Below are 13,569 nucleotides of genomic sequence, written 5' to 3'. Positions count from 1 at the left end.
TTGGCAAACCCTGGGACGAAAACGCAGCGTTCAACGAATGTGAATCAAAATCTGAAGAGCGATGTTTTAACTCTTAAAATCAAGGATATATAAGGCGCGCTGGATTCAGCTTAAGAGAGACATCAAACCGCCGTCAGCGTCCGCCTGACCGCATCCCGCCAGCCTCTGAGCTTTTCCGTGCGAGTCTCGGCATCCATGACCGGCTCAAACCGATGGTCGCGCGCCCAGGCGCGGGCAAACGCATCCATACCGGGCCACAGACCGACACGGCTGGCCGCAAGGAAGGCAGCACCAAGTGCTGTCGTCTCAATAACAGACGGACGGTCAACCGGTGCGTCCAGCAAATCGGCCAGCCGCTGCATCGTCCAGTCCGAGGCTGCCATGCCGCCATCGACGCGCAGCACCATATCGTCCTCGCCATTTTGCCAATCCTTGTGCATGGCATCCAGGAGGTCGCGGGTCTGGTAACACACCGCTTCCAGCGCGGCGCGGGCCAGTTCCGCCGGTCCGGTATTGCGGGTCAGGCCAAACAGCGCGCCGCGTGCATCCGGGTCCCACCAAGGCGCGCCGAGACCCGTGAAGGCCGGCACCAGATAAACCGGCTGGCCGGGATCAGCTTCAGCCGCCAGCCGTCCGGTTTCTGCCGCATCACCAATCACCTTCAATCCATCGCGCAACCATTGCACGGCGGCACCGGCAATGAAGATCGAGCCTTCCAGCGCATAGGTGGTCTTGCCGTCCATCCGGTAGGCGATGGTGGTCAGCAAACGGCTTTTCGAAACCACCCGGTCGCTACCTGTATTGAGTAGCGCGAAACAGCCGGTGCCATAGGTGGATTTGACCATGCCTGGCGCAAAGCAGGCCTGTCCGATGGTGGCGGCCTGCTGGTCGCCCGCTACGCCAAGGATCGGCACCGCTGCGCCGAATATCGCCGTGTCGGTCACGCCGAAATCGGCAGCGCAATCCTTCACGTCCGGCAGCATCGCGGCGGGGATGTTCAACAGCGCCAGCAATTCCTCGTCCCAGCCATGCTCGGCAATGTTGAAAATCAGCGTGCGCGAGGCATTGGTGGCATCGGTGACGAAGCTTTTACCGCCCGTCAGCCGCCAGATCAGGTAGGTATCGACAGTGCCGAAGCACAGGCCACCTTGCTCTGCCCTGGCGCGAGCACCCTCGACATGGTCGAGCAACCAGGACAGTTTGGTGCCGGAGAAATAGGGGTCGAGCAGCAGGCCGGTCTTATTGGTAAATGTCGCTTCCAGCCCGTCGCGCTTCAGCGTTTCGCAAAACGCCGATGTGCGGCGATCCTGCCAGACGATGGCATTGTGGATCGGCTTGCCGGTGTCTTTGTCCCAGACCACAACGGTTTCCCGCTGGTTGGTAATACCGATGGCGGCGAGATCGCCTGCCGTGATCCGGGCGCGGGCCAACGCGTCGTGAATGGAGCTCACAACACTGTCCCAGATGGCGTCCGGTTCATGCTCCACCCAACCCGATTGCGGGAAGATCTGCGGAAATTCCTTTTGGCCGGTCCCAACGATCCGCATCGCCCCATCAAATACGATGGCACGGCTCGACGTCGTTCCCTGGTCAATCGCCAGTACAAAACCGCCCATGATACTCCTCCCAGAGTTTTCGCTTTCTTTCGCTTATCTCAAGATACGAAAGTTTTACGCCAAGTCAAAACCGAAAATGAAAAACAAACGAAGGTATAAGGGCTGTGTTTCTTCATCCCCATCCGTTGTCGGCTTTCATCTCTCTGTGATGACACAGGACAATTGCATAGGACAGGGGTTTGGGCATAGGTTTAACCTTGCTGCGACGCAACCGCCCGCTTCGCCAAAAGAATTCATCGCACAGGGAGTTACGCCATGACCAGGACTGTCGTTATCACCGGTTCCACCAGCGGCATCGGGCTTGGCATTGCCCGCGCCTTTGCGGCTGAAGGCGCCAATGTGCTGATCAACGGTTTCGGCCCGCTTGGTGAAATCGAATCGATCCGCAAGGAATTGGAAGCGGGCGGCGGCAAGGCGCTCTACCACCCCGCCGACATGACCAAGCCCAAGGAAATCGCCGAACTGGTGGAAACCGCCATCGCCGAATTCGGCGGCATCGATGTTCTCGTCAACAATGCCGGCATTCAGTATGTCGCTCCCGTCGAGGAATTTCCCATCGACAAATGGGACCAGATCATCGCCATCAACATGTCCAGCGCCTTCCACACCATGCGCGCCGCCATCCCGGCGATGAAGGTGAAAAAATATGGGCGGATCATCAATATCGCCTCGGCCCATGGCCTTGTCGCCTCGCCGTTCAAATCCGCCTATGTCACCGCCAAGCACGGCATTCTCGGCATGACCAAGTCGGTGGCGCTGGAAGTGGCGCAAAGCGGCATTACCGTCAACGCCATCTGCCCCGGCTATGTGCTGACGCCGCTGGTGGAAAAGCAGATTCCCGACACCGCCAAGGCACGCGGCATTGCCGAAAGCGAGGTCAAGGATGTGATGCTGCATCTCCAGGCCACCAAGGAATTCGTCACCGTCGAGGACATTGCCGCCATGACACTCTATCTTGCCAGCGATGCGGCAAAGCAGATCACCGGCACCAGCCTATCCATCGACGGCGGCTGGACGGCGCAGTAATCTTTCCAACGCATCGCTCAAAGGGCCATCATGACCAACCGCATCCGCTTTCTGCTCAACGACCAGCCCGTGACGCTTGATAGCGCCGACCCAACCGGCACGCTGCTGGACTATCTGCGTCTGGCAAAGCGGCTGACTGGGAGCAAGGAAGGCTGCGCGGAAGGCGATTGCGGGGCCTGTACGGTATTGGTCGGTCGGCTGGTGAAGGGCGTGTTGCGCTATGAGGCGGTCAATGCCTGCATCCGTTTCATCGGCTCGCTCAACGCCACCCATGTGGTGACGGTCGAGCATCTGGCCGCCAAGGATGGCACCTTGCATCCGGTGCAGCAGGCCATGGTGGATTGCCATGGCTCGCAATGCGGTTTCTGCACCCCTGGCTTCGTCATGTCGCTCTACGGCCTATGGCTGACCAGCGAAGCGCCCAGTCGGGCCGAAATCGAGCGGGCCTTGCAAGGCAATCTCTGTCGTTGCACCGGCTATGAGCCCATCGTCAAAGCCGCCGAACAGATGGGCCGGACAAGGCCCTCAGCGCTGTTCGATCCGCTGGCACGGGAACGGGAGCAGATCATCGCCACGCTGGACGCCATGACCAGCACCGATACCATTACCCTTGAAGGAGATGATGGCCGCAGCCTGATCGTCCCCAACAGCATCGAGGCGCTGGCCAATGTGCTGGCGGCCCATCCCAAGGCGACAATTGTTGCAGGCGCGACCGATGTCGGTCTATGGGTGACGAAGCAGATGCGGACGTTAAGCCCCGTGGTGTTCATCAACCATCTGGAAGCCTTGCAGACCATCACCATCGATGAGAGCGGCATCACCCTTGGTGCTGGGGTGAGCTACAGCGCCGCCTTCGACTGTCTGCGGGCGGAAATCCCCACCTTTGGCCGGTTGATCGAGCGGATCGGCGGCCAGCAGGTGCGCAATATGGGTACGATTGGCGGCAATATCGCCAATGGTTCGCCGATTGGCGATACGCCTCCTGCGCTGATCGCGCTTGGCGCGACGGTGACGTTGCACTCGGCTTCGGGAACGCGGACCTTGCTGCTGGAAGATTTCTTCATCGAATACGGCAAGCAAGATCGGCAGTCGGGCGAATTTGTCGAGCGTGTTTTCCTGCCCCGCCCCAAGGCCGGAAGCGACTTCGCCATCTACAAGATCTCAAAGCGCCGCGATGAGGATATTTCAGCGCTTTGCGGGGCCTTTTATCTCGAAAAGGATGCGAGCGACCGCGTCGCCAGCATCTGCATCGCCTTTGGCGGCATGGCCGGAACGCCAAAACGGGCGCGGGCCGTGGAGGCGGCTATTATCGGGAAAGTCTGGAGCCAAGAGAGTATCGATTCCGCCCGCGCCGCCTTTGATGCCGATTATCAGCCGCTCTCCGACTGGCGGGCCAGCGCCGATTACCGGCAATTGACGGCGAAAAACCTGCTGACGCGGTTCTTTTTGGAAACATCCGGCGAGAGACAAGAACTGGAACGCTTTGCGATGGAGAGGGTTTGACAGGTATGAACATCTGGCAATTGGCTTCGCCCCCCTCATCCGGCTGCCGCCACCTTCTCCCCGCTGGGGAGAAGAAGCAGGCTGCAAGTGTCTCGTTCGTATGGCAACCGTTTGGAATACGGCATTTCACTTGGAGCAAGGCATCACCACTCGTCTCTTCTCCCCTGCGGGGAGAAGGTCCCGGCAGGGGGATGAGGGGGGCGAAGCCATATTATGTTGCCGTTGATGCAAGGAGCCAACCCCATGGATAAGGCCCTTTTCACCACCGCCGCCGCCATACAAGGTCCAATGCATCAATCGCTGCGCCATGATTCAGCGCATAAGCATGTGGCTGGAAGTGCCGAATATATCGATGATATTCCCGAACCCGCTGGCCTGCTGCACGGCGCGCTCGGCATGGCGGATCGCGCCCATGCTGAAATTCTCTCCATGGATTTGTCCCGTGTCCAGACCTATCCCGGCGTCGTCGCAGTGCTGACCGCCAGCGACATTCCCGGCATCAACGACGTCTCCTCCGGTGGGCGGCATGACGAACCACTGATCGCCACCGACCGAGTGGAGTTTCACGGCCAGACCGTTTTTGCGGTGATTGCCGAGACCCGCGACGCAGCCCGCAAGGCGGCAAGGCTGGCCAAAATCGAATACCGCGACCTGCCCTTCTGGACCGATATCGATGCCGCACTGGAAAACGGCGCGCCGCTCGTCACCCCGGGCATGGTGCTGAAACGCGGCACGCCGGAAACCGAATTGGACAAGGCCGAGCACCGGCTGCAAGGTTCGATGCGGATCGGCGGACAGGAGCATTTCTATCTGGAAAGCCATATCGCGCTCGCCATTCCCGGCGAAGACGACGATGTCACCGTCTGGTCATCGACCCAGCACCCGTCGGAAATCCAGCATATCGTCGGCCATGTGCTGGATATTTCCTCGCATGCGATCACCGTCAATGTGCGGCGCATGGGCGGCGGTTTCGGCGGCAAGGAAACCCAGGGCAATCAGTTTGCGGCGCTCGCGGCCTTGGCCGCCAAGAAGCTCAACCGGGCTGTGAAGTTTCGCCCGGACCGCGACGAGGACATGAGCGTTACCGGCAAACGCCATGATTTTAAAATGGATTTCGACGTTGCCTTCGATGGCGATGGCCGTATCCATGCGATAGAAGCAAACTTCGCCGCCCGCTGCGGCTATTCCTCAGATCTTTCCGGCCCCGTCACCGACCGGGCACTGTTTCACGCCGATAGCAGCTATTTCTACCCGCATGTGAAGCTGACCTCACAACCGCTGAAAACCCATACGGTTTCCAACACCGCCTATCGCGGTTTCGGCGGACCGCAGGGCATGCTGGGGGCCGAACGGGTGATCGAGGAAATATCCTACGCCTTGGGTAAAGACCCGCTGGAGGTTCGCAAGGCCAATTTCTACGGCGAGACCGGCTCTGGCCGCGACCTAACGCCCTATCACCAGCAGGTCACCGACAATATCATCGCCCGTGTGGTCGAGGAGCTGGAAACCTCCTGCGATTATCAGGCACGGCGCGCCGCGATCATCGGCTTCAACAAGACCAGCCCGGTGATCAAAAAAGGCATTGCGCTGACCCCGATCAAGTTCGGCATTTCCTTCACCATGACCGCCTTCAACCAGGCGGGCGCGCTGGTGCATGTCTATCAGGACGGCTCCATCCATCTCAACCATGGCGGCACCGAAATGGGCCAGGGCCTTTATACCAAGGTCGCCCAGGTGATTGCCGATGGCTTCCAGGTGGATATCGACAAGGTAAAGATCACCGCCACCACGACGGGCAAGGTGCCGAATACCTCGGCCACCGCCGCCTCCTCCGGCTCGGACCTGAACGGCATGGCGGCTTATGATGCCGTGCGCCAGATCAAGGAGCGGCTGGTGGCATTTGCCGCGGAAAAATGGGGCGTGTCGCAGGCAGACGTGGTGTTCCTGCCCAATCGTGTCAGGGTTGGCGGAGAAGAGATTGCCTTCCCCGATTTCATCCGTCAGGCCTATTTCGCCCGCGTCCAGCTGTCGGCTGCCGGTTTCTACAAGACGCCGAAAATCCATTGGAACCGAGAAACCGGGCGCGGCACGCCGTTCTATTACTATGCCTATGGCGCGTCCTGCACCGAAGTGTCCATCGACACGCTGACCGGTGAATATATTGTTGACCGTACCGATATTCTCCACGATGTCGGCAAATCGCTCAATCCGGCCATCGATATCGGCCAGATCGAAGGCGGCTTCGTGCAGGGCATGGGCTGGCTGACCACGGAGGAGTTGTGGTGGGACGGCAAGGGCCGGCTGCGCACCCACGCACCCTCCACCTACAAGATCCCGCTTGCCTCCGACCGGCCGAAGATTTTCAACGTCAAGTTGGCGGACTGGGCGGAAAATACCGAACTCACCATTGGCCGTTCCAAGGCGGTTGGCGAGCCGCCCTTCATGCTGGCCAATTCGGTGCTGGAGGCAATCTCCATGGCGGTGGCAAGCGTGGCCGATTACCGCCACTGCCCGCGCCTCGATACGCCCGCCACACCAGAACGGGTATTGATGGCAGTAGAGCGTTTGAAGGAGGCACAGCGCGCGTGACCGATCTTCCCGGCGCAGTGCTTGCCGCCTTCCTATCGCACCACGCTGACTGTGTGGCAGTGACTGTCACTGAAGCCAAAGGCTCAACCCCACGCGACGCGGGTGCGCTGATGGTGGTGGCGCGCGACAGCGTATTCGGCACCATCGGCGGCGGACAGCTGGAATATCTGGCGATTGAAAAAGCCCGCGCCATGCTGGCAGCAGGCGAAGACCACGTGTTAATGACCGTGCCACTGGGTCCGGAAATCGGCCAATGCTGTGGTGGACGGGTGACGCTGACGCTTGCCCTGATGACACCGGACCGCCGGCAGGCTCTGCTGGCTGGCGAGGATCAGGCACGCCGGACCTGGCCGCAGGTCTTCATTTTTGGCGCAGGCCATGTCGGGCTGGCGCTGGCCGCCGCCTTGGCGCCGCTGCCGTTTCGCACTAGGCTGATCGATGCACGCGACGCAATCGATGGCGAGGTGCCGACCGGTATTCCGCTTGACCGCACGGCCATGCCGGAAAGCCATGTGGCGCAAATCGCCCCCGGCGGTGCTGTTGTCATCGTCACCCATGACCATGCGCTGGATTTCCTGATTGCCCGCGAAGCCTTGGCCCGCGACGATCTCGCCTATATCGGCATGATCGGCTCTGCCACCAAACGCGCCACGTTTGCCCATTGGCTGGCGCGAGAAGGCGGCGATCCGGCCAGCCTGTCGCGTCTGATCCTGCCAATCGGCGCAAGCGCCATCAAGGACAAGCGCCCGCCTGTCATCGCCGCGCTGGTCGCCGCCGAACTGGTCAACCGCCTGCTGTAAGCCAGCCTCACGCAGGGCTGATCTGCCATTCAGGTCCGGAATGGACATGAAAGAACGGACACGATGAGCGCCCTGGAAAAGCTACAGGCCCAGCGCCAGAAACTGGAACCGCTGCTGGCTATGGCGCGCCAGTATAAGCCAGCCGATCTGGCCAAATTGCCGCCAGAAGCCCGCCGCAAGGCCGAGGATCTGCAACAGATGGCCTGCAAGGCCGCACGCGATCTGGCCGAAATTTCGATCCATCTTCATGACCATGCCGGGGCAGCAGAGCTTCTACAAGCGGTCCTATTGATCCACGCCGACCCATCCGCCCATAGCCGGCTTGCCGATCTGACCCAGATCAACGGGCGCTGGCCGGACGCAATCGCCCATTATCAGGCCGCGATAGCAGCAGGCGGCCCGAATGCCACGCTCTACAGCGCCCTTGCCCATTGCTTCAAACAGGCGGGCCGCCATCTGGAGGCCAATGAGGCCTACGATCTAACCCTCAACCACGACCCGAACCATTTGGTCGCGCTGAGTGACAAAAGTTTCCGCAGCCTGATTGCTGGCGATTTCAAGCAGGGTCTGGCGCTGGCGGAACGGGCGGTGAGCGCTCATCCCGGTGATCTCACGGCGCATTTTTACCTGGGACAGGCGTTGCAGGGCGTCGGGAGGATGGATGAGGCAAAAGCCGCCTATCGCAAGGTACTGAACCTCGATCCCACCCATGTCGATAGCTATCTGCTGCTGGGCATGTTGAGCCGCGCCCGACCGGATGATCCAGATATCGCCGCCATGCAGGCCCTGCATGCAACGCTGGCAGAGGAACCTGCCCGACGGCTGAAAGTCGGCTTTGCGCTTTACAAGGCGCTGAACGATGTCAGCCGATACGACGACGCCTTCAGCTATCTCGAAGACGCCAACCGTGAACGGCGGCGGCAATTCACGGCCTATACCATCGATCAGGATCTTGACCTGATGCAGGCATTGGAAGCTCGGTTCACCCCCGACTTCATCCGCTCAACGCAAGACAGCATCACCAAGGGGGGATATGTCCAACCAGACCGGCCGATCTTCGTGGTTGGCCTGCCCCGCTCCGGCACCAGCCTGACGGAGCAGATCCTTGCCAGCCACGCAGATGTCTACGGTGCCGGTGAGCTGGAAACGCTGAGCTATGCGATTACCGACGCCTTCTTCGAGCCAGACCGCCAGACATTGCGCGGCCTCGATAGCGTGACGCCCAAAGCCCTGGCCGATGCGGCCCGGCGCTATATCGTCCCGGTCCGGGAAAAGGCTGGAGACGCCCATGTCGTTGATAAGATGCCGGTTAATTTCCTCTGGGTCGGCTTTATCAAACTGATGTTTCCTGACGCAAGAATCGTCATCATGAAGCGCGATCCGCTGGCCAGCGGCTTTGCGCTTTATTCCAGCTATTTTCCCAGCGACGGCATGCAATATAGCTACGATCAGGCCGAGACCGCCCGCTATATCGCCGCCCAGCGGCGGCTCTGCGCCCATTGGCAAACGCTATTTCCTGATGATGTACTGGAGCTTGGCTATGAGCAGCTAACGCTCGACCAGGAAGCCGAAACCCGCCGTCTGCTTGCCTTTTGCGGTCTGCCCTGGGACGCAAACTGCCTCGACTTCCATAAGGCTGAACGAGCGGTGATGACACTCAGCAGCGCCCAGGTCCGCCAGGGCCTCTATAGCGGCGTCGATAAAAAGACCGCCCATTACCGCCATAGGCTAGGCGAGATGATCGCGGGGTTGACTCAGGCAGGATTGATCAACGAAGAGCGCCTTGCAGCAAATGCCTGAGCCTGCTGGCGGGCAACCAGACGCCATCGGCAACCTGCTCCGGCACCCTATCGTCAAGGCCGACATCCCGCCTCAGATCCTCTGGCAAATCTTGGCTTCGACGATGGTGTTTCGGACCAGAAAGACCGCTCATCATCGTGCTAAAAAGCCTCGCAACGAGGCATGACAATGCTTTCGCAGATGGCATAATGCTCCGCGCTCCCTAAAATCTATTGATGTATGAGACCGGGCGGGAAGAGGCATAAATTCAGCAGCCACACCCGGCTTGATATGTGAATATTGGCGGCAATTGCCTCAACAATCCAATCGGATTACGATGCTCATCCATAAAGAGAGCTTATCCGATGAAATTGTCGAAACAGTTTCCCGTCAATGCGCTGCGGGTGTTCGAGGCCGTCGCCCGCCACAATGGCTTTACCCGCGCCGCTGAAGAGCTAGGCATGACGCAGACGGCGGTGAGCTACCAGATCAAGTTGCTGGAGGATAATCTCGGTGCGCTACTGTTTCTGCGGACATCAAGGCAGATTAGCCTGACCGAGGCCGGGGAGCGGCTGCTGCCGAAAACGCGGGAAGGCTTTGAGTTGCTGCGCGAGGCCGTGGCACTGGCACGGCATGAGGCAAGCGAAGTTCTGGAAATCCATTCCACGCCGACCTTCGCCTCCCACTGGCTGGCGCGCCATCTCGGCAGCTTTCAACTCCTGCATCCGGGTATTGCCGTGCGGTTGCTGCGAAGCGATGGGAAGCAGCGGGATTTTGCCCGTGACGGTGGCGATGTCGGCATTCATATCGGCAAGGAGCCGGTGCCCGGATTGATCTGTCATCCGATTTTGAAGCTGGATTATGCGCCCATGCTCAGTCCGGCGCTGGCCGACAGCATTGGCGGCATCCGCGAACCCGCAGATCTACTCAAACTGCCGCGCGTGAGCAGTTGCGAGGATTGGTGGGCGGACTGGTTTCACAGCGCTGGCATTGCCTCTCCCCTGCCAGCCTCTATCGGCCTCGACGCGCAGGGCGCCCTCGACCTTCAAGCCGGTGCGGCTATGGCCGGACATGGCGTCGCCATTCTCAGCCCCTTCTATGTCGAGGAAGAACTCGCATCCGGCCGCCTAATCCAGCCCTTCGACCTGCTGCTGGGTGATGACCAGATCTATTGGCTGGTTTACCCGGCATCGCGCCGGACCATGCCGAAGGTCAAAGCCTTTCACCAATGGCTGATTGCAAGCCTGCCGCCCTTCGAACGGAACGGTGTCCATACGTCCTGATCCCCGCCCAATCTGCCTAAAACATACGCATGCACATATTTTTGCACATCTGCGAAAATGTGCCCTTCCCTTGGCCGCCAGTATTTTGCAATGTTTCTGGTCGGGAGAGTCAAAGAGGTCAACCATGTATGAATTCGCCATCGCCTGGGAATGGCTGGCTTTTGCGGTCCGCTGGCTGCATGTCGTCACCGCCATCGCCTGGATCGGTTCTTCCTTCTATTTCATCGCGCTGGATCTGGGGCTCGTCAAACGCCCAGGCATGCCGGAAGGTGTCTATGGCGAGGAATGGCAGGTGCATGGCGGCGGCTTTTACCATGTGCAGAAATATCTGGTGGCACCTGCCTCGATGCCGCAGCATCTGACCTGGTTCAAATGGGAAAGCTACGCCACATGGCTCTCCGGCTTTGCCATGCTCTGCGTGGTCTATTACGGCGGGGCCGATCTGTTTTTGATCGACCGTAGCGTGCTCGACCTTACCCAACCGCAGGCCATCGGCCTGTCGATGGCTTCGCTTGCCATCGGCTGGATCTGCTACGACCTGCTGTGCAAATCCCCGATCGGCAAGAATACCTGGGGGCTGATGGTCCTGCTCTATATCCTGCTGGTCGCGATGGCCTGGGGCTATACGCAGGTGTTTACCGGGCGTGCCGCCTTCCTGCATCTGGGCGCGTTTACCGCGACGATCATGACCGCCAATGTGTTCTTCATCATCATGCCCAACCAGCGCGTCGTGGTGGCCGACCTGATTGCGGGGCGTAAACCCGACCCGAAATACGGCATGATTGCCAAGCAGCGCTCGCTGCACAACAACTACCTGACGCTTCCCGTCGTGTTTTTCATGCTGTCCAACCATTATCCGCTGGCCTTCGCCACCGCCTATAATTGGATTATCGCCGCGCTTGTGTTCCTGATGGGCGTCACCATCCGCCACTGGTTCAACACCACCCATGCCCGCAAAGGCCGCCCGATCTGGACCTGGATGCTGACCACGGTGATTTTCATCATCATCATGTGGCTTTCCACCGTGCAGAAACCTGATACTGGCGAGCATGCCGCCCTGTCTCCCATGCAGCAGCAATTCATGGCGGATGCACATTTTGGCAGCGCCCGCGATATCGTCCAGGCGCGCTGTTCCATGTGCCATGCGGCGGAGCCAGTCTGGGACGGGCTGACATTTGCGCCCAAGAACGTCAAATTCGAAACCGATGCCGAGATTGCGGCGCATGCCCGGGAGATCTATATCCAGGCCGGACGAAGCCACGCCATGCCGCCCGGCAATGTTTCGGAGGTCACGCCTCAGGAACGCGCCCTGTTGGTTGCCTGGTATGAAAGTGCTGTGAAAGGCAAAAGCCCGTAATGACAAAGACCCTGATCCGTGGACGCCTGCTCTCCTTCCGCAGCCAGCCCCGCGACATCACCGATACCGCCAGCTACATCTATGAAAGCGATGGCGCAGTCTTGGTGGAAAACGGCCTGATCCTCGCATCCGGTGCCTATGACAGTGTCAAGGCAGAGGCCGACGCGCAGACCGTGGAGATTGACCATCGCCCGCATCTGATTCTGCCCGGATTTATCGACTGCCATGTGCATTTTCCGCAAATGCAGGTGATCGGCTCCTATGCCGCCAATCTGCTGGAATGGCTGAACACCTATACCTTCCCGGAGGAGTGCCGCTTCGTTGAAACCGCCCACGCGGCGCGGATCGCCACCCATTTCTTCGATGAATTCCTGCGCCAAGGCACGACGACGGCGGTGGCCTATTGCTCGGTCCACAAGACCTCGGCGGATGCCTTCTTTGCCGAGAGCGCCCGGCGCGGCACACGGATGATCGCCGGCAAGGTGATGATGGACCGCAATGCGCCGCAGGGCCTGCTGGACACGCCGCAAAGCGGCTATGACGAGACCAAGGAGCTGATCGAAAGCTGGCAAGGACGCGGACGCAACCTCGTCGCCATCACCCCGCGCTTTGCTATCACCTCGACGCCCGAGCAGATGGAGCGGACCCAGGCGCTGGCCCATGAATTCCCTGATCTCCATATCCAGACGCATCTCTCTGAGAACCGCGAGGAAATTGACTTCACCGCCAGTCTTTACCCTGAGTCAACCGACTATACGGATATCTACGCCCGCTACGGCCTGCTTGGGCGTAAAACTCTGTTCGGTCACGCGATCCACCTTTCGGAGCGTGAAGCCGATGCTCTCGCAGAGTCAGGTTCGGTCGCAGTGCATTGCCCAACGTCAAACCTGTTCCTCGGCTCCGGCCTGTTTCCGCTGAAAGCCATCCAGCGGCGGAACAAGCCGGTGCGCGTTGCCCTTGCCACCGATATCGGCGGCGGCACCAGCTATTCGATGCTGCGCACCCTTGATGAGGCCTACAAGATCCAGCAATTGCTGGGCGAACGGCTGAACCCGCTCGACAGTTTCTACCATATGACGCTGGGCAATGCTGAGGCCCTGTCACTCTCCGACAGGATCGGCACGCTAGAACCCGGCACCGAGGCCGATCTGGTGGTGCTGAACGCCCATGCCACCCCGGCCATGGCACTGAAAATGGAAGCTGTAACCTCGCTGACCGAGGAACTGTTCCTGATGCAGACGCTCGGCGACGACCGGGTGGTGGTGGAAACCTATGTGGCGGGCGCGGCTTCGAAGCCGCGGATTTAACAATACAGCAGACTGCTGACAAACCCTGTATTTATCCTCGACGTCATGCTCGGCCTCGTGCCGAGCATCTAAGCACGTTAATTTAACCAACAACGTCAATGGTTTATTCAGCGACAGCAGATTCTCGGGACAAGCCCGAGGATGACGAAATGCCGAGATCGGGGTTTGTCAATCAACTGGCAGATTTAACAATCCATTGATTTTTTCGCCCTCTGAAAGCTGACTGAAAGCTAGCACTGCTACAAACGCTCCACCATCCCGTGGAGGAGACGCGCCGGGGAGCGCGCCACGGAGATTGACCCAGAGGAG

9 protein-coding genes are annotated in these 13,569 nt (G+C 59.8%); 8 read left to right on the top strand and 1 reads right to left on the bottom strand.

The genetic code is table 11. The features are described 5' to 3' along the window. Nucleotides 1–122: 122 nt before the first annotated feature. Nucleotides 123–1,616: a glycerol kinase GlpK gene (gene glpK / locus H1Y61_RS06940; RefSeq protein ID WP_174111450.1), complete on the bottom strand. Its 1,494-nt coding sequence runs from the start codon at nt 1,614–1,616 to the stop codon at nt 123–125. Between the two features lie 255 nt (nt 1,617–1,871). Between glpK and H1Y61_RS06935 the strand changes: the two genes are divergently transcribed. The 8 genes from H1Y61_RS06935 to guaD all read left to right on the top strand — a co-directional run bounded on the left by H1Y61_RS06935 (nt 1,872) and on the right by guaD (nt 13,260). Further along, nucleotides 1,872–2,642 (top strand): 3-hydroxybutyrate dehydrogenase, encoded by a 771-nt coding sequence (locus H1Y61_RS06935; RefSeq protein ID WP_180574137.1) that lies wholly within the window; start codon nt 1,872–1,874, stop codon nt 2,640–2,642. A 30-nt stretch (nt 2,643–2,672) separates the two neighbouring features. After that, the gene (xdhA, locus tag H1Y61_RS06930) at nt 2,673–4,145 is read left to right on the top strand and encodes a xanthine dehydrogenase small subunit (RefSeq protein ID WP_180574136.1); all 1,473 of its coding nucleotides are present in this window, start codon (nt 2,673–2,675) and stop codon (nt 4,143–4,145) included. A gap of 243 nt (nt 4,146–4,388) precedes the next feature. Beyond that, entirely contained in the window at nt 4,389–6,734 is a 2,346-nt protein-coding gene (xdhB, locus tag H1Y61_RS06925) for a xanthine dehydrogenase molybdopterin binding subunit (RefSeq protein ID WP_180574135.1), read from the top strand. Beyond that, the gene (xdhC, locus tag H1Y61_RS06920; RefSeq protein ID WP_180574134.1) at nt 6,731–7,534 is read left to right on the top strand and encodes a xanthine dehydrogenase accessory protein XdhC; all 804 of its coding nucleotides are present in this window, start codon (nt 6,731–6,733) and stop codon (nt 7,532–7,534) included. The genes xdhB and xdhC overlap by 4 nt, the downstream gene beginning before the upstream one ends. A 63-nt stretch (nt 7,535–7,597) precedes the next feature. Then, a complete protein-coding gene (locus tag H1Y61_RS06915) occupies nt 7,598–9,334 on the top strand; it encodes a tetratricopeptide repeat-containing sulfotransferase family protein (protein WP_180574133.1) in 1,737 nt (578 codons plus the stop codon). Nucleotides 9,335–9,678: 344 nt separating this feature from the next. Next, nucleotides 9,679–10,596 carry a LysR substrate-binding domain-containing protein gene (locus H1Y61_RS06910; protein WP_180574132.1) on the top strand — a complete coding sequence of 306 codons (918 nt, stop codon included), beginning with the start codon at nt 9,679–9,681 and terminating at the stop codon, nt 10,594–10,596. Between the two features lie 124 nt (nt 10,597–10,720). Beyond that, nucleotides 10,721–11,953 (top strand): urate hydroxylase PuuD, encoded by a 1,233-nt coding sequence (gene puuD, locus H1Y61_RS06905; RefSeq protein WP_156555023.1) that lies wholly within the window; start codon nt 10,721–10,723, stop codon nt 11,951–11,953. Further along, the gene (gene guaD, locus H1Y61_RS06900) at nt 11,953–13,260 is read left to right on the top strand and encodes a guanine deaminase (protein ID WP_180574131.1); all 1,308 of its coding nucleotides are present in this window, start codon (nt 11,953–11,955) and stop codon (nt 13,258–13,260) included. Before puuD ends, guaD begins: the two co-directional genes overlap by 1 nt. Nucleotides 13,261–13,569 lie beyond the last annotated feature (309 nt).

The sequence above is a fragment of the Agrobacterium vitis genome (assembly GCF_013426735.1).
GTDB lineage: Bacteria > Pseudomonadota > Alphaproteobacteria > Rhizobiales > Rhizobiaceae > Allorhizobium > Allorhizobium vitis_D.
This window is presented reverse-complemented; position numbering and strand designations above follow the sequence as displayed.